At 66.7% G+C, this 15,873-nt stretch carries 15 protein-coding genes and 1 pseudogene; 11 read left to right on the top strand and 5 right to left on the bottom strand.

Annotated features, from left to right (window positions below):
- Positions 1-99 precede the first annotated feature (99 nt).
- Positions 100-501, top strand: a complete 402-nt coding sequence (locus U0034_RS06300) for a VOC family protein (RefSeq protein ID WP_085223336.1) — start codon at positions 100-102, stop codon at positions 499-501.
- A gap of 117 nt (positions 502-618) precedes the next feature.
- Positions 619-1,305, top strand: a pseudogene (locus U0034_RS06305) (helix-turn-helix transcriptional regulator); the annotation flags it as partial.
- Positions 1,306-1,321: 16 nt separating this feature from the next.
- Here U0034_RS06305 and U0034_RS06310 read toward each other — a convergent pair.
- From U0034_RS06310 to U0034_RS06320, 3 genes are read right to left on the bottom strand one after another with little or no spacing between them, the layout of a single operon-like run.
- Positions 1,322-2,776 (bottom strand): NAD(P)(+) transhydrogenase (Re/Si-specific) subunit beta, encoded by a 1,455-nt coding sequence (locus tag U0034_RS06310; protein WP_085223332.1) that lies wholly within the window; start codon positions 2,774-2,776, stop codon positions 1,322-1,324.
- On the bottom strand, positions 2,777-3,097 hold the full coding sequence (locus U0034_RS06315) for an NAD(P) transhydrogenase subunit alpha (RefSeq protein WP_085223330.1): 321 nt from the start codon (positions 3,095-3,097) through the stop codon (positions 2,777-2,779).
- Positions 3,098-3,115: 18 nt separating this feature from the next.
- Entirely contained in the window at positions 3,116-4,267 is a 1,152-nt protein-coding gene (locus U0034_RS06320; RefSeq protein WP_085223328.1) for a Re/Si-specific NAD(P)(+) transhydrogenase subunit alpha, read from the bottom strand.
- 238 nt (positions 4,268-4,505) lie between these two features.
- Here U0034_RS06320 and U0034_RS06325 point away from each other — a divergent pair, with 238 nt between their 5' ends.
- Together U0034_RS06325 and mnmA are read left to right on the top strand one after the other, a co-directional pair.
- Entirely contained in the window at positions 4,506-4,997 is a 492-nt protein-coding gene (locus U0034_RS06325; protein ID WP_085223326.1) for an NUDIX hydrolase, read from the top strand.
- A 31-nt stretch (positions 4,998-5,028) separates the two neighbouring features.
- A complete protein-coding gene (gene mnmA, locus U0034_RS06330; RefSeq protein ID WP_085223324.1) occupies positions 5,029-6,168 on the top strand; it encodes a tRNA 2-thiouridine(34) synthase MnmA in 1,140 nt (379 codons plus the stop codon).
- Between the two features lie 76 nt (positions 6,169-6,244).
- Here the strand turns inward: mnmA and U0034_RS06335 are convergent, their stop codons facing one another.
- A complete protein-coding gene (locus U0034_RS06335; protein ID WP_085223322.1) occupies positions 6,245-7,099 on the bottom strand; it encodes a hypothetical protein in 855 nt (284 codons plus the stop codon).
- Positions 7,100-7,147: 48 nt separating this feature from the next.
- A complete protein-coding gene (locus U0034_RS06340; protein ID WP_085224364.1) occupies positions 7,148-7,759 on the bottom strand; it encodes a glutathione S-transferase N-terminal domain-containing protein in 612 nt (203 codons plus the stop codon).
- A 109-nt stretch (positions 7,760-7,868) separates the two neighbouring features.
- On the opposite strand from U0034_RS06340, the gene U0034_RS06345 reads away from it, so the two are divergent.
- From U0034_RS06345 to U0034_RS06375, 7 genes are all read left to right on the top strand, one after another.
- Positions 7,869-9,347, top strand: a complete 1,479-nt coding sequence (locus U0034_RS06345) for an aminopeptidase P N-terminal domain-containing protein (protein WP_386091972.1) — start codon at positions 7,869-7,871, stop codon at positions 9,345-9,347.
- Between the two features lie 9 nt (positions 9,348-9,356).
- Entirely contained in the window at positions 9,357-10,595 is a 1,239-nt protein-coding gene (locus tag U0034_RS06350; protein ID WP_085223320.1) for a UbiH/UbiF/VisC/COQ6 family ubiquinone biosynthesis hydroxylase, read from the top strand.
- 133 nt (positions 10,596-10,728) lie between these two features.
- Positions 10,729-11,793: a tRNA dihydrouridine synthase DusB gene (dusB, locus tag U0034_RS06355; protein ID WP_085223318.1), complete on the top strand. Its 1,065-nt coding sequence runs from the start codon at positions 10,729-10,731 to the stop codon at positions 11,791-11,793.
- On the top strand, positions 11,790-12,023 hold the full coding sequence (locus U0034_RS06360) for a Fis family transcriptional regulator (RefSeq protein ID WP_085223316.1): 234 nt from the start codon (positions 11,790-11,792) through the stop codon (positions 12,021-12,023). The genes dusB and U0034_RS06360 overlap by 4 nt, the downstream gene beginning before the upstream one ends.
- A 39-nt stretch (positions 12,024-12,062) precedes the next feature.
- The gene (gene purH, locus U0034_RS06365; RefSeq protein WP_085223314.1) at positions 12,063-13,628 is read left to right on the top strand and encodes a bifunctional phosphoribosylaminoimidazolecarboxamide formyltransferase/IMP cyclohydrolase; all 1,566 of its coding nucleotides are present in this window, start codon (positions 12,063-12,065) and stop codon (positions 13,626-13,628) included.
- Positions 13,629-13,846: 218 nt separating this feature from the next.
- Positions 13,847-14,632: a hypothetical protein gene (locus U0034_RS06370; protein WP_085223312.1), complete on the top strand. Its 786-nt coding sequence runs from the start codon at positions 13,847-13,849 to the stop codon at positions 14,630-14,632.
- A gap of 55 nt (positions 14,633-14,687) precedes the next feature.
- Positions 14,688-15,818, top strand: a complete 1,131-nt coding sequence (locus U0034_RS06375; protein ID WP_085223310.1) for a DSD1 family PLP-dependent enzyme — start codon at positions 14,688-14,690, stop codon at positions 15,816-15,818.
- Positions 15,819-15,873 lie beyond the last annotated feature (55 nt).

A 15,873-nucleotide genomic window follows, 5' to 3' on the forward strand; every position in this document is an offset into this window, starting at 1 on the left:
TCCTGCTGACAGAACGGTGTCAGCAGTGCCTGTGCACACTTCTCCTCACGCGCTACCCGGCGCTTCCCTCACACCCCGCCACTCTGTATGGAGACTGACATGACTGCCGTCGCTACTGCCAATCGCGTCATCAACTGGTTCGAAATTCCCGCCATCGATTTCGAGCGCGCAGTCCGCTTCTATGAAACGGCGCTCGACGTCGAGCTGCGCCGCGAGACGATGGCGGGCGTGCCGATGGCCATTTTCTCCCGCGCCGACGAAGCGACGGGCGGCTCGATCGTTCACAACCCGCGCCAGATGCTGCCGGCCGAAAACGGCGCGGGTGTGGCCGTCTATCTGAACGCCGAGCCCTCGCTGCAGGCAACGCTGGCCCGCATCGAACGCGCGGGCGGCAAGCAATCGGGCTCGCTCCTCGAATTGCCGCGCGATCTCGGCTATATCGGCTTTTTCGTCGATACGGAAGGCAACCGGATCGGCCTTCACTCGCAGCAGTTGCGCTAAGGCGCTTTCTGCCCCGCGCGCGCTATCATCGCGCCATTCCCCGCGCGCCGCGCGGGCCACGTCATGCCGCCGCCCCATCGACGCCCCATCGACGCCCCATCGACGACCGTTGCCAGAATGAGCCGCCGAGCCGACCGTCTTTTCCAAATCGCCGAATTGCTGCGCGGCAGGCGGCTCACGACCGCGCAGCAACTGGCCGAATGGCTGCGCGTATCGCCGCGCACCGTTTATCGCGATGTGCGCGATCTGCAGCTTTCGGGAGTGCCGATCGAGGGCGAGGCCGGCATCGGCTATCGGCTGAGCCGCTCGGCCAGCCTTCCGCCGCTCACGTTCACGGCCGACGAACTGGCGGCCTTGGCGGCCGGCGCGCGCATGATCGAAACGTGGGGCGGCACGGCCATGGCGGGCGGTGCCCGCAGCGCGCTGGCGAAAATCGCCTCGGCCATGCCCGCCGAAAAGCGAGCGACGCTCGAGCGGCTCGCCGTCTTCGCTCCCTCGTATCACATCGATCGCCAATTCTTCGAGAACGTCGACGCGCTGCATCGCGCGGTCGACACGCGTCATGTCGTGGAGTTTGCCTACCGCGATAAAGTCGGCGCCGAGACACGGCGGCGCATCTGGCCGCTCAGCCTCGTCTACTGGGGCGGTCAGTGGACCGTCGGCGCGTGGTGCGAGCTGCGCGCCGACTTCCGCAACTTCGATATCTCGCGCATGAGCGAAGTCATGCTGCACGAGCGCTTTCCCGACACCGAGGGCCGGCGGCTCGCCGACTACCTGCGCCGCGTCGAAGCGCCATCGGCGTGATGGCGGCACCCGGCGGTCATTCGACGGCCTTCACCATGTCCTCGATGACTTTCTTCGCATCGCCGAAGACCATCATCGTCTTGTCCATGTAGAAGAGCTCGTTGTCGAGGCCCGCATAGCCGGCCGCCATCGACCGCTTGTTGACGATCACGGTACGCGCCTTGTATGCCTCGATGATCGGCATGCCCGCGATCGGCGATTTGGGGTCGTTCTTCGCGGCGGGGTTCACCACGTCGTTGGCGCCGAGCACGAGCACGACGTCGGTCTGCCCGAACTCGTTGTTGATGTCCTCCATCTCGTAGACGAGATCGTAGGGCACCTCGGCTTCCGCGAGCAGCACGTTCATGTGCCCCGGCATACGGCCCGCAACAGGATGGATCGCATAGCGCACATCCACGCCCTTGTGGACCAGTTTGTCGGTCAGTTCCTTGAGCGCATGCTGTGCGCGCGCCACGGCAAGCCCATAGCCGGGCACGATCACGACGTTCTCGGCATTCGAGAGCATGAACGCCGCGTCGTCGGCCGAACCTGACTTCACCGGCCGCTGCTCCGCCGCGCCGCCCGCCGCGGCCGCTCCGGGTTCAGCGCCGAAGCCGCCGAGCAGCACGTTGAAGAACGAGCGGTTCATCGCGTGGCACATGATGTACGACAGAATCGCGCCCGAGGAACCGACGAGCGAGCCGGCCACGATCAGCATCGCGTTGTTGAGCGAAAACCCGATACCGGCCGCAGCCCAACCCGAATACGAGTTCAGCATCGACACCACGACGGGCATATCCGCTCCGCCGATCGGGATGATGATCAGCACGCCGAGCGCGAACGCGATCAGCGTCATGACGATGAACGGCAGCCACGACTGCGTGAGAAAGAAGATGACGCCGAAGCCGACCATTCCGAGCGCAAGCATGAGGTTGATCAGATGCTGACCGGGATATACGACGGGCGCGCCCTGAAAGAGCCGGAACTTGTATTTGCCCGAGAGCTTGCCGAACGCGATGACGGAGCCCGAAAACGTAATGGCGCCGACGAACGTACCGATGAAAAGCTCGACGCGGTTGCCATACGGCAGATAGCCGTCGAACGGTGCATCGGGCGGCACGAGGCCGAATGCGGCGGGCTCGGAAACGACCGCATAGGCGATCGCCACCGCCGCGAGGCCGATCAGCGAGTGCATCGCGGCAACGAGCTCGGGCATCTTCGTCATCTCGACGCGTGCGGCCACATAGGCGCCCACGGCGCCGCCGACGACGAGCGCGGCAAAGAGCAGCCCAAGGCCGAGCCCCAGGTTGGAGCCGAAAAGCGCCGCCTCCTTGACGATGAGCGCGAGCGTCGTGAGGATGGCAATCGCCATGCCGGCCATGCCGAAGACATTGCCGGCTCGCGCGCTTTTCGGATTCGAGAGCCCCTTGAGCGCCTGGATGAAGCAGACCGACGCGACGAGGTAGAGGAGCGTGACGACATTCATGCTCATTTACGCACCCTCCTTGCCGGCCTGCTTCTTCGGCTCTTTCTTCTTGAACATCTCGAGCATGCGCCGGGTGACGAGAAAGCCGCCGAACACGTTGACCGCCGCGAGAAGCACGGCGAACGTGCCGAAGAACTTGCCCGCGCCGCCGACGGTCAGGCCCGTGGCCAACATTGCACCGACGATGACGATCGCCGAAATCGCGTTCGTCACGGCCATGAGCGGCGTATGCAGCGCGGGCGTGACGTTCCAGACCACGTGGTAGCCGACATAGACGGCCAGCACGAAGATGATGAGGTTGATGACCGTGTGGCTGATGATTTCCATCGTCTGTCTCCCTGAGCCTCAGGCTTTGCGCGCGAGCTCGCCGTCGCGCGCGATCAGCGTCGCGGCGACGATGTCGTCGGCCATGTCGATGTTGAGTGCGCCTTCTTTCGTCACGATCAGTTTCAGAAAATCGAACAGATTGCGCGCATAGAGCGAGGATGCGTCGGCGGCCACCATCGCCGGCAGATTCGTGTGGCCCACGATCGTCACGCCGTACTTCGTCACGACCTTGTCGGCCTCGGTAAGCGGGCAGTTGCCGCCGCGCACGCCGGGCTGTCCCGGCAGTTCGGCACCGCGCCCGGCCGCCAGATCGACGACGACCGAGCCCGGCCGCATGGCCTGGACGGTGGCCTCCGGCAGCAGCATCGGTGCGTCGCGCCCTGGAATCAGCGCCGTGGTGACGACGATATCGGCCTGCTTCGCGCGCTCGTGCACGCGTTCGGCCTGGCGCGCAAGCCAGCTGGGCGGCATCGGTCGCGCATAGCCGCCGACGCCCTCGGCCGCCTCGCGCTCCTCCTGGGTTTCGTACGGCACGTCGACGAACTTGGCGCCGAGCGATTCGATCTGCTCCTTGACGGCCGGCCGCACATCCGAGGCCTCGATCACCGCGCCGAGCCGCTTCGCCGTGGCGATCGCCTGCAGGCCCGCCACGCCCGCGCCCAATATCAACACGCGCGCGGCTTTGACGGTGCCCGCCGCCGTCATCAGCATCGGCATGAAGCGCGGGTAGAGATCGGCCGCGATCAACACGGCCTTGTAGCCGGCGATGTTGGCCTGCGACGACAGCACGTCGAGGCTTTGCGCGCGCGTCGTACGCGGCGCGGCCTCGAGCGCGAACGCGGTGAGGCCGGCTGTTGCGAGCCGCCCGGCGTTCGCGGCGTTGAACGGTTCGAGCATGCCCACGAGCACCGCGCCGCGCTTCATCATCGAAAGCTCGGTTTCGTTCGGGGACTGGACTTTGAGTACGAGCTCGGCGCCGAACGCCGTGGCGGCATCGGTGAGCTCGGCGCCCACCGCGGCAAAGGCGTCGTCGGTATAACTCGCGGCGCTGCCCGCGCCTCGCTCGATCGTGACGCGGTGACCCGCCGCCACGTATTTCCTGACCGTCTCGGGCGTCGCGGCCACGCGCGCTTCATACGGGCGTGTCTCGGCTGGCACTCCGATGTGCATCGTTCGATCCTCCTCACCTTCTCGTTCATCAAGCGAAGACGGGCCGACGATGCGTGGGGCCGGCTCCATCTCTCGAGTACTCGGCTTCAACGGCTGATTCGGGTGCTTCCGGTCGGAGCGCGGCTCCTGCGAGGGGGCGCGCCGAAGCGTCACTTTAACCGAACTTGCCCGGTGCGACGAAAATCGGTGCGGATCCACCACGGGCAGCCGCGGCCGGCAGGCGGTAAAATGCCGGGCTATGGCACAGTCGCGCTGGACACCGCATGTCACGGTCGCCGCCGTCGTGGAGCGCGCGGGGCGCTTTCTCGTCGTCGAGGAAAACACCATCGACGGCTTGCGTATCAATCAGCCGGCGGGCCATCTCGAGGCCGGCGAGACGCTCGTCGATGCCGTGGTGCGGGAAACGCGCGAGGAAACCGCGCACGCGTTCGCGCCAGCAGCACTGGTCGGCGTCTACATGACCCACATCGACCGGCCGGACGGCGGCGCCACCTATTTGCGCTTCACGTTTTGCGGCACGACGGCCACGCGCGGCCACGAGGCCGCCTCGAGCAGGCTCGACGCGGGCATCGTGCGCGCGCTGTGGCTCACGGCCGACGAGTTGCGCGCGTGCCGCGCGCGGCACCGCACGCCGCTCGTGCTGCGCTCGCTCGAGGATTACCTCGCGGGGCGCCGTTTTCCGCTCGACTTCGTGCACACGCACTCGGTCGCGCCGCCGGGCACGAAATAACCCCGGCATCAACCAGGCAGCAATTGATTCGATGAGCAAGCAAAGAGTCGTAGTAGGGATGTCGGGCGGCGTCGATTCGTCGGTCACCGCATGGCTCCTGAAGGAAGCGGGTTACGAAGTCGTCGGCCTCTTCATGAAGAACTGGGAGGACGATGACGACAGCGAGTACTGCTCGACGCGGCAGGACTGGATCGACGTCGTCTCGGTGGCCGACCTCATCGGCATCGACGTGGAGGCAGTCAACTTCGCATCCGAGTACAAGGACCGGGTATTCGCGGAGTTCCTGCGCGAATACTCGGCCGGCCGCACCCCCAACCCGGACGTGCTTTGCAACGCCGAGATCAAGTTCAAGGCGTTTCTCGACCACGCGATGTCGCTGGGCGCCGAGACCATCGCAACCGGCCACTACGCGCGCGTGCGCGAGGTGGACGGCCGCTTCGAGCTGCTCAAGGCCAATGATCTGACGAAAGACCAATCGTATTTCCTGCATCGGCTCAATCAAGCCCAACTGTCGCGCACGCTCTTTCCGCTCGGGGAGATGCCGAAGACGCGGGTCCGTGCAATCGCCGAGCAGATCGGGTTGCCGAACGCGAAGAAAAAAGACTCCACCGGCATCTGCTTCATCGGCGAACGGCCGTTTCGCGAGTTCCTCAGCCGTTATCTGCCGACGAAGCCGGGCCCGATGAAGACGCCCGACGGGAAGATCGTTGGCGAGCACATCGGGCTGGCGTTCTACACGTTCGGCCAGCGCAAGGGGATCGGCATCGGCGGCAGCAAGGCCGGCAGCGGCGAGCCCTGGTTCGTGGCCGGCAAGGACATGGCGGCAAACACGCTCTACGTCGTGCAGGGCCACGACCATCCGTGGCTGCTGTCGGAAACGCTCGTGGCCGGCAACACGAGCTGGGTCTCCGGCGCGGCGCCGCAACCGGGCACCCGCCTCGGCGCGAAGACGCGCTACCGGCAGGCCGACGCACCGTGCGTCGTCGGTCCGCGGGACGATCCCGAGCGCTTCTCGCTGCACTTCGACACGGCTCAATGGGCGGTCACGCCCGGGCAGTCGGCCGTGCTCTACGACGGAGAGATCTGCCTCGGCGGCGGCATCATCGAGGAGGTGGCGGCCAATCGCCAGATCGCGCAGGCCCACGAGTCCGCGCTCGTCCAGGCGGGTTGAGCCGCTCGAGCAGGCGCGGCGCCGCGTCGGCTCCCGGCACTCGACGGCGGCCGAACCGCATGGCCGTCGCGCCGCGCTAGTCGCGCCATTGCCGCGGCGATGGCCGCCCGCGCACGAAAGCCGACAGCAGGGCCGCCAGTAACCGGAAGACAAGCGTCAGCCCGATAAGCAGAAAGAATGCGGCATAAACACCGCTCGCGTTGAACTGGCGAAGCGAGTGGACAAGCAGAAAGCCAATGCCGTCACGCGCGGCGACGCACTCTCCAAGCACGGCGCCCGCGAGAGCCAGCCCGCAACGCGCCTCGAACCGAGCGAGCAGCGGGATGCGCAGCGAGGGATCGGTGAGTGCGATTGCTTCGTCGCCGCCGCGTGCGCGTGTTCCGCGGCGTGCGCGTATCCCGCGGCGTGCGCGTGTTCCGCGGCACGATTCAAGAAAGACCAGCAGCGCGGCACAGGCAACCGCCGCCAGCATCGAGCCGCCGCCCGCCAGCGCGACGGCGGCCACCAGCGCAATCCACGCCCCCGGCCAAAGCAGGCGCACGACGAGCCAGACAGCGTCGCCAGCCCACGTATCACGTGCCAGCGCGACCGCGCCGAGCCAACCGACAAGCGAGCCGGCAACGAGGCCAAGGGCGGCGTCGCGCAGCGTCGCACCGATATGGCGAATGAGCGGCCCGCGCGAGGTGGCGCCATTGCACCAGTCGACGATTTGCCACGCGATGGCCGACGGCCGCGAAACGAAGAACGGATCGGCGAACCCGCGGCGGACCGCCAGCTCCCATGCGAGCAAGAGCACACCGGCCGAAACGGCAACGGCCGCCCAGGCGGCGACCGCCCGGCGCAAGCGTCCGCGCGGCGCAATCGCGCGCAGGCCGGAAGCCGGCGCCGCGACGGGACGGCCGCTATGCGGCGCGCCGGTGGGCTCGGGCATGCGTACTCCTCACTGAACGTCGGCGCCCCGCCCGTGGCCCCTCGGCGCTCAGGCGGGGATGGTATCGAGGAACGACTGGCGTTGCGACAGCTTGGCGAAGTGCTTATCCAGATTGACGTGCTTCTCGCGCCAGTTCAGGTCCGGCATGCGGAAGTCGAGATAACCGAGCGCGCAGCCGACGGCAACATCGGCGAGCGACATATGATTGTTCGAGCACCAGGGCTTGCCGGCCAGCCCCTGCGACATCGCATCGAGCCCTTCGTCGATCTTGCGCTGCTGGCGCGCGACCCAGCGCTCGCTGCGCTCCTCCTGCCCGCGCTGCGTGGTTTCGAGCCGGATCAACACCGCGGCATCGAGCACGCCGTCGGCGAGCGCTTCCCAGCATCGAACCTCCACCCGCTCGCGGCCGGACTGCGGAATGAGCCGCCCGACCGGCGACAGCGTATCGACGTACTCGCAGATGACGCGCGAATCGAACACAGCCTCTCCGTCTTCCATGACGAGGCACGGCACCTTGCCGATGGGGTTGAAGGTATGGATGGTCGTTTCGGGCGACCAGACGTCCTCGAGCACCAGTTGGTAGTCGATCTTCTTTTCGGCCAGCACGATGCGTGCTTTACGCACGAAGGGGCTGGCGAGCGAACCGATTAGCTTGATCATCTGCTTTTCTCTGAAGTGCGACGAAGAGTATACGTTGCCGACGATCATAATGGCGGACAGGCCTCCCATGCTATCGGCCCGATGACACCCCCCGGCGGCTGTCGGAGGAATGCAACAGCCCGGCAGGCGGCTCGTGCCGCATGGCGCGGCCGCCCGGCGTACCGCGCCCTTTGAGCGCTACAATCTCACGATGAATCAGCCGATCGAAACCCCTATCGCCACGGCCGTCTACCGCGAGCGGCGCGAACGCGTGCTTGCGGCCCTGCGCGCGGCGGGCGGCGGCATCGCCGTCGTGCCGACCGCTCCCGAGGTGGCGCGCAACCGCGACAGCGACTACCCATACCGGCACGACAGCTACTTCTACTACCTGAGCGGGTTCACCGAACCTCAGGCGATGATCGTGCTCGATGCAGATGCCCCGCCGGGCGAGCCCGCGTCGATCCTCTTTTGCCGCCCGAGAAACGCCGAACGGGAGACCTGGGAAGGCTTCCACTACGGCCCCGAGGCGGCGCGCGAGGCCTTCGGCTTCGACGCGGCGTTCGCCATCGAGGAGCTCGACACCCAGTTGCCCCGCCTGCTCGCCGACGCGCCCGCCGTCCATTACGCCTTCGGCCGCTCGCGCGAGCTCGATGCCCAGGTGCGCCGCTGGATCGAGGCCGTGCGGGCGCAAGGCCGCAGCGGCCTGACCGCCCCCACGGCACTCGTCGACATCGCGCCGGCGCTCGACGACATGCGCCTGTTCAAGGACGAGCACGAGCTCGGCATCATGCGGCGCGCGGCGCGGATCTCGGCCGAAGCGCATCGCCGTGCCATGGCCGCCTGCCGCGCCGGCATGCGCGAGTACGAGATCGAAGCGGAGCTGCTTTACACGTTTCGCCGCCGGGGCGCGCAGGCGCCCGCGTACGGTTCGATCGTCGCAGCGGGCGCCAACGCCTGCGTGCTGCACTACCCGGCCGGCAACGCCCTCGTGCGCGACGGCGAACTCGTGCTGATCGACGCTGCCTGCGAACTAGACGGCTACGCGGCGGACATTACGCGCACCTTCCCTGCGAACGGACGTTTCTCCGCGGCCCAGCGTGAACTGTACGAGATCGTGCTGGCCGCGCAGCAGGCCGCGATCGATGCCACCCGCGCGGGCGCCGGCTTCGAAACGCCGCACGATGCAGCCGTGCGCGTGCTCGCGCAGGGTCTGCTCGACACAGGCATCATCCCGCATACGCGCTTTTCCTCGGTGGACGACGTCATCGCCGAGCGCGCCTACGCGCGTTTCTACATGCATCGCACGGGGCACTGGCTCGGCATGGACGTGCACGATTGCGGCGACTATCGCGAGCGCGGCGGGCAGCACGACGCGGCGCTCCCGCCGCCGTGGCGCACGCTTCGCCCATCGATGGTGCTCACGATCGAGCCAGGGCTCTACGTACGGGCGGCAGAAGACGTGCCCGAGCGCTACTGGAACATCGGCATTCGCATCGAGGACGATGCGATCGTCACGGATAACGGCTGCGAGCTCATCACGCGCGACGTCCCGGTAGCGGCGGACGACATCGAAGCGCTGATGCGCGAGGCGCGGCACACAGCGTCATGAGCGGCGACGATGAACGCAATTCATTCGTCTGATTCAGCGGTGGCGCCCGCCGATTTCGACGTCACGATCGTCGGCGCGGGCCCGGTCGGCCTTGCGCTTGCCGCCTGGCTCGCGCGGCGCAGCGCAAGCGCGGATTTCTCGGTTGCGCTCGTCGATGCGCGCGAACCCGAGGATGCCGCCGGCGACCCTCGCGCGATCGCCGTATCGGAAGGCAGCCGGATGTTGCTCGAGCCGCTCGGCGCCTGGCCGGCCGACGCACACCCGATCGAGCGCATTCATGTGTCGGAGCGCGGCCGCTTCGGCCGCACGCTGATCGAACGCGACGAGCACGCGCTCAGCGCGCTCGGCTACGTCGCGCGCTATGGCTCGATCGTACATGCGCTTGCGGCAGCCGTACGACGCACGCCCGTGCACTGGCTCACGTCGAGCAAGGCGCTGGCGCCGCAATCGCTGCCGGGCGATGCGATCGTCGCGCTGCCGATCGAGCAGGGCCCCGTGCGGCGCACGCTCCGCACCCGCATTCTCGTCAACGCCGAAGGCGGCCTTTACGGCGACACGCGCGCAATCGAGCATCCGCAGGCCGGCGAACGCGGCCACGCACGCCGCGAGACGCGCGACTACGGGCAGACCGCGATCGTCGGCACCGTATCTGTTTCGGCGCCGCAGCCCAACACGGCATGGGAGCGTTTCACGCAGGAAGGGCCCATCGCTCTGCTGCCGACAGGCGGCGTGCGCCATGCGGACTATGCGCTCGTCTGGTGCATGCGGCCGGACGAGGCGCAGCGGCGCATGCAGCTCGCGGACGGCGACTTCCTCGCCGAGCTCGGAGCCGCCTTCGGCGCGCGGATGGGGCGTTTCAACTCGATTCGTGCGCGCGCGGCCTTTCCGCTCGGCCTCGCGGCCGCGAAAACGCTCGTCGACGGACGCATCGCCGCGATCGGCAACGCGGCGCAAACACTGCATCCTGTCGCGGGCCAGGGGCTCAATCTTGGCTTGCGCGATGCACACGCGCTGGCCGATGCGCTCGCCCGGCGGGGCTCGACACCCGAGGCGCTGGCCGAGTTCGGCCGCACGCGCGCGCTCGACCGGCGCCTCACGATCGGCGCCACCGACACGCTCGCCCGGGTTTTCACGGCCGACCTCGGCCCGTTTTCGGCACTGCGCGGCCTGGCGCTGACCGCGCTCGAGTTTGTGCCGCCCGTCAAGAAGGCGCTCGCGCGGCAGATGATGTTCGGCCAGCGGCAGTAGCGAAACGCAGGCGGCGCCCGTTCGGGATCGCCGCACTCGCCGAAGCCCCGCCCGTTAACGGTAAAATGCCTGTTTCCCTTGTCGCGTTCGCCGCGCCCGAGCATCCGGCCCGAGCGCGGTCAACCGTTTCGTCATGCCCACCATCGGCCCGCACACCCTGCGCAACAACCTGTTCGTCGCCCCGATGGCCGGTGTGACAGACCGGCCGTTCCGCCAGCTCTGCAAGCGGCTCGGCGCGGGCTATGCCGTGTCCGAGATGGTTGCATCGAACGCCCAGCTCTGGAAAAGCGAAAAAACGATGCGGCGCGCCAACCATGCAGGCGAAGTGGAGCCGATCGCCGTGCAGATCGCCGGCGCCGAGCCGGAGATGATGGCCGAAGCCGCCCGCTACAACGTGGCGAATGGCGCGCAGGTCATCGACATCAACATGGGCTGCCCGGCCAAGAAGGTCTGCAACGTCGCCGCGGGTTCGGCGCTGCTGCAAAACGAGCCGCTCGTCGCGCGCATCGTCGAAGCCGTTGTGGCGGCGGTCGGCACGGGCGCGGGCGCCGTGCCGGTCACGCTGAAGATCCGTACCGGCTGGGACCGCGAGCACAAGAACGCGCTGCGGATCGCACGCATCGCCGAAGACGCCGGTATTTCGATGCTGACGGTCCACGGCCGCACGCGAGCGGATCTCTATCACGGTGAAGCGGAGTACGACACGATTGCGGCCGTGAAGGCGGCCTCGCGCATTCCGGTCGTCGCCAACGGCGATATCGACTCGCCGGCGAAAGCGCGGGCGGTGCTGGCGGCGACACGAGCCGACGCGCTGATGATCGGCCGTGCCGCACAAGGGCGTCCCTGGCTCTTTCGCGAGATCGGGCATTTCCTCCAGACGGGCGAATTGCTGCCGCCGCCGCGCATCGCCGAGATCCGCGAGCTGATGAACGAACACCTCGAGGATCATTACGCGTTTTACGGAGAATTCACGGGCGTACGTACTGCGCGCAAGCACATCGGCTGGTACACTCGCGGCCTTCCTGGCGCCAACGCGTTCCGGCACAGGATGAATACGCTCGATACCACACGCGAACAGCTGCGTGCCGTCAACGAGTTTTTCGACGCGCAACAGGCTCTGTCCGATCGCCTCGTCTACGTGGAGGACGACGCACCCGAGAACGGCGAGCCTTCCCGAAACGAACCCTTAGCAGCATGAGCAAGCACAACATCGAACAATGCGTCCGCGACAGCCTGGAGATGTATTTCCAGGACCTCGACGGCGCCAAAGCGCACGACGTCTATGAAATGGTGATGTCGTGCGTGGAAAAACCGATGCTCGAGGTGGTGCTCGAGCAGGCGGGCGGCAATCAGTCGCTTGCCGCCGAATATCTCGGCATCAACCGCAATACGTTGCGCAAGAAGCTGCAACAGCACGGTCTGCTGTAGTCGCGCCGCCCTCGTCTCTTTTCGGTCTCCGTTCCTATCATGATCAAGCAAGCGCTCATCTCCGTCTCCGACAAATCCGGCATTGTCGAATTCGCCCAATCGCTCTCGGCGCTCGGCGTCAAGATCCTGTCGACGGGCGGCACGGCCAGGCTGCTCGCCAACGCGGGCCTGCCGGTCACCGAGGTCGCCGATTACACGGGCTTTCCCGAGATGCTCGATGGCCGCGTGAAGACGCTGCATCCGAAGGTGCACGGCGGTATTCTCGCGCGGCGCGATCTGCCCGAGCACATGGCCGCGCTCGAGGCGCACGGCATTCCGACGATCGACCTGCTCGTCGTGAACCTCTACCCGTTCGTCGCCACCGTGTCGAAGGATGAATGCACGCTTGAGGAAGCGATCGAGAACATCGACATCGGCGGCCCGACAATGCTGCGCTCGGCTGCCAAGAATCACCGCGACGTGACGGTCGTCGTCGATCCGGCCGACTACGCGGCGGTGCTCGACGAAATGCGCGCGAACGGGAACACGGTCGGCTACAAGACGAACTTCCGCCTCGCGACGAAGGTATTCGCGCATACGGCGCAGTACGACGGCGCGATCACGAACTACCTGACGAGCCTGACCGAAGCGCTTCAGCACAACTCGCGCAACACGTACCCGGCCACGCTGAACCTCGCGTTCGAGAAGGTGCAGGACCTCCGCTACGGCGAAAACCCGCACCAGAGCGCCGCGTTCTACCGCGATCTCGCGGCGCCGGCCGGCGCGCTCGCCGCTTACCGCCAGTTGCAGGGCAAGGAGCTTTCGTACAACAACATCGCCGATGCCGATGCGGCCTGGGAATGCGTGAAGACATTCGACGCAGCGGCCTGCGTCATCATCAAGCATGCGAACCCTTGCGGCGTGGCCGTCGGAGCGGAACCGCTCGAGGCCTACTCGAAAGCGTTCCAGACCGATCCGACCTCGGCATTCGGCGGCATCATCGCGTTCAACCGCGAAGTGGACGAAGCCGCGGCCACGGCCGTGTCCAAGCAGTTCGTCGAAGTTCTGATCGCCCCGTCGTTCACCGATGGCGCAAAAGCCGTGTTCGCTGCGAAGCAAAACGTGCGGCTGCTCGAAATCGCGCTGGGCAACGGCCAGAACGCGTTCGACTTCAAGCGCGTCGGCGGCGGGCTGCTCGTGCAGTCGCCCGATGCGAGAAACGTCTTGCCGCGGGAGTTGCGCGTCGTCACGAAGCGCCATCCGACGCCGCAGGAAATGGACGATCTGCTCTTCGCCTGGCGCGTCGCGAAGTACGTCAAGTCGAATGCGATCGTGTTCTGTGGCAAGGGCATGACGCTCGGCGTCGGCGCGGGCCAGATGAGCCGGGTCGATTCCGCTCGCATCGCGAGCATCAAGGCGCAAAATGCGGGCTTGAGCCTGAGCGGTTCCGCCGTGGCCTCCGATGCATTCTTCCCGTTCCGCGACGGCCTCGACGTGGTAGTGGGTGCCGGTGCCACCTGCGTGATCCAGCCCGGCGGCTCGATGCGCGACGATGAAGTGATCGCCGCCGCCGACGAGCACAATATCGCCATGGTCATGACGGGTGTGCGCCACTTCCGGCATTGATCGTCTCAGCGCTGCGCCCGCATCCGCGGGCGCACGCGCGCCGCAGGCTCTTCCGCGCTTCCCTTTCCCCGCCTCTCTTTCCCCGCTTCCCCTCCCTCCTTCTCCGCGCTTTTGCGTCGCTCCATTTCGTCCGATTTTTACTATCGGACAGCCAGAGCGCGCGCAGGGCGATGGCACGCTCCACCGCTCGAAGGCGATTTCCCGCACGGAGGACAGCCATGAGCTACAGCCTCGTTTCACCCGAGCAGTTCACCGAAAAGCAACAGCAATACGTCGAGCGGTTCCGGCGCGCGATAGAAGGCGCATCCAAGCGCTCGGCCACCTGCTTCGGCGCGAAGGACATCCATTCGAGGCACATCGTCGCGACCGACGCCTACGCGAAGATCGTCGGCCTGACCAAAGGCGGCGAGGTGGCGGGGCGCTTCGATCGCGACATGCCGTGCGAGGGCACGGCACGATTCGCCGAGTGCTACGTACGCGAGGACGGCGCACTGCTCTCGCGCCGCGATCCGAACCGCATGACGTCCGTGCTCAACGTGCACGAGTACAGCGACGGCCTCAAGGCGCTCGTGTTCGATAAATTCACGCTGGAGCACCGCGCCTCGCGCGCCATCCTCGGCACGATATACAGCGCCCGCCGCGTCGACCTTTCGCGCTTCTTCACGACGCTGCCCACCTACACGTTCGAGTTCGGTCTCGGCTGCAGCATCGAATGCACCGATAGCGACGCAGTCGCCGCGAACGTTGCCCTCACCGATCACGAGCACGAGGTAGCGTTTCTGTTCGCCATGAACTGGACCGTCGAAGAGATCGCGCAGTTCATGCGCGCACGCATGCCGTCGCCCGACACGCGCGTGCTCGAAACGCTGGCCATGCTGGCGGAAAAATTCGACGAGGGCGCGCTTGCCGCCTACCGTCTGCGCGAAAAACTGATCGATTTGCGCGTTCATCAGAAAATGCCGCGCGCGCTCTTCGACAGACTGATCGGCTCCGCCTCGTTGTAGACTGCTCTCCCGCGCCTCGCATTTGCCTCGAACCTCACACGACCCGTCGCTTTCCATGTACGCAAACGCCCCGCTCATCGGCGCCCCCGGTGGCCGCGCCCGGCTCGATACGCCGGCCCTCGTCGTCGATCTGCCCGCCCTGAAGCGCAACATCTCGCGCATGGCGGCGCTCGCCCAAGCACGAGGCATTGCGCTGCGCCCGCACGTGAAAAGCCACAAATCCGCGCGCATCGCACGGCTCCAAATCGATGCCGGCGCACACGGCGTGTCGTGTGCGACGCTTGGCGAAGCGCAGGTCATGGTCGATGCCGGCATCCGCGGCGTACTCGTCACGTCGCCCGTCGTCGGCGAGCACAAGGTGCACCGGCTCGTCGAGCTGGCTCGCAAGGCCGGGCCGCGAGCGGTGATGGCGGTCGTCGATCATCCCGACAACGTCGCCGAGCTCGCGAGTGCGGCCGCGAGCCTCGCCTTCCCGCTCGGCGTGCTGATCGATTACCACGCCGGCTACGGACGCACCGGCGTGACCGACGAGCACGCCGCGCTGGCGCTGGCAAAACGGATCGGCGAAGCTGCTCCGCTCGCGCTGCGCGGCCTCCAGGCGTACGGCGGAAACCTGCAGCATATCGGGGAACGCGCGCAACGCGAAGCAGCGGCGGCCGCGCTGCGCGCCAGAATCGTGAAGATCGTCGAGACCTTGCAGGCGGCGGGGATCGAACTCGAAATCGTGACCGGCGTGGGCACCGGCACGCACGACATCGATTCGTCCGACGAGGTCTTCACTGAAATGCAGGTCGGCTCGTACGTCTTCATGGACGCCGAGTATGCGCAGGTGCTCAGCGCCGCTTCGGATACCCGCTTCGAAACGTCGCTCTTCGTGCAGAGCACGGTCGTGAGCGTGAATGCGCCCGACTGGGTGACGGTGGATGCCGGCATCAAGAGCTTCGCCACCGACAGCGGCATCCCGCTCGCAGCACGCGGAATCGACGGCCCCTCGCAGTACGCCTTTTTTGGCGACGAGCACGGCAAGCTCGTGGTGGACGCCCCGCATCGGCCCACGCTCGGAGCGCATATCGAATTCGTCGCGCCACATTGCGACCCGACTGTCAATCTCCATCAGGTCTATCACATAGTCGACGGCGATACGCTCGTCGGCATCTGGCCCGTCGACGCGCGCGGGCATTTTTGAGATTTTCGACGCGCGGTGCAGGCGGCTTTCAGCGCGATGCCCGTTCGTTGTAGTA

The organism is Trinickia caryophylli (assembly GCF_034424545.1).
Taxonomy (GTDB): domain Bacteria; phylum Pseudomonadota; class Gammaproteobacteria; order Burkholderiales; family Burkholderiaceae; genus Trinickia; species Trinickia caryophylli.

Excerpts from the sequence above, each read along its gene's own strand:
- U0034_RS06300 (WP_085223336.1), top strand. The coding sequence starts at position 100 with ATGACTGCCGTCGCTACTGCCAATCGCGTCATCAACTGGTTCGAAATT.
- U0034_RS06310 (WP_085223332.1), bottom strand. The coding sequence starts at position 2,776 with ATGAGCATGAATGTCGTCACGCTCCTCTACCTCGTCGCGTCGGTCTGC.
- U0034_RS06315 (WP_085223330.1), bottom strand. The coding sequence starts at position 3,097 with ATGGAAATCATCAGCCACACGGTCATCAACCTCATCATCTTCGTGCTG.
- U0034_RS06320 (WP_085223328.1), bottom strand. The coding sequence starts at position 4,267 with ATGCACATCGGAGTGCCAGCCGAGACACGCCCGTATGAAGCGCGCGTG.
- U0034_RS06325 (WP_085223326.1), top strand. The coding sequence starts at position 4,506 with ATGGCACAGTCGCGCTGGACACCGCATGTCACGGTCGCCGCCGTCGTG.
- mnmA (WP_085223324.1), top strand. The coding sequence starts at position 5,029 with ATGAGCAAGCAAAGAGTCGTAGTAGGGATGTCGGGCGGCGTCGATTCG.
- U0034_RS06335 (WP_085223322.1), bottom strand. The coding sequence starts at position 7,099 with ATGCCCGAGCCCACCGGCGCGCCGCATAGCGGCCGTCCCGTCGCGGCG.
- U0034_RS06340 (WP_085224364.1), bottom strand. The coding sequence starts at position 7,759 with ATGATCAAGCTAATCGGTTCGCTCGCCAGCCCCTTCGTGCGTAAAGCA.
- U0034_RS06345 (WP_386091972.1), top strand. The coding sequence starts at position 7,869 with ATGCAACAGCCCGGCAGGCGGCTCGTGCCGCATGGCGCGGCCGCCCGG.
- U0034_RS06350 (WP_085223320.1), top strand. The coding sequence starts at position 9,357 with ATGAACGCAATTCATTCGTCTGATTCAGCGGTGGCGCCCGCCGATTTC.
- dusB (WP_085223318.1), top strand. The coding sequence starts at position 10,729 with ATGCCCACCATCGGCCCGCACACCCTGCGCAACAACCTGTTCGTCGCC.
- U0034_RS06360 (WP_085223316.1), top strand. The coding sequence starts at position 11,790 with ATGAGCAAGCACAACATCGAACAATGCGTCCGCGACAGCCTGGAGATG.
- purH (WP_085223314.1), top strand. The coding sequence starts at position 12,063 with ATGATCAAGCAAGCGCTCATCTCCGTCTCCGACAAATCCGGCATTGTC.
- U0034_RS06370 (WP_085223312.1), top strand. The coding sequence starts at position 13,847 with ATGAGCTACAGCCTCGTTTCACCCGAGCAGTTCACCGAAAAGCAACAG.
- U0034_RS06375 (WP_085223310.1), top strand. The coding sequence starts at position 14,688 with ATGTACGCAAACGCCCCGCTCATCGGCGCCCCCGGTGGCCGCGCCCGG.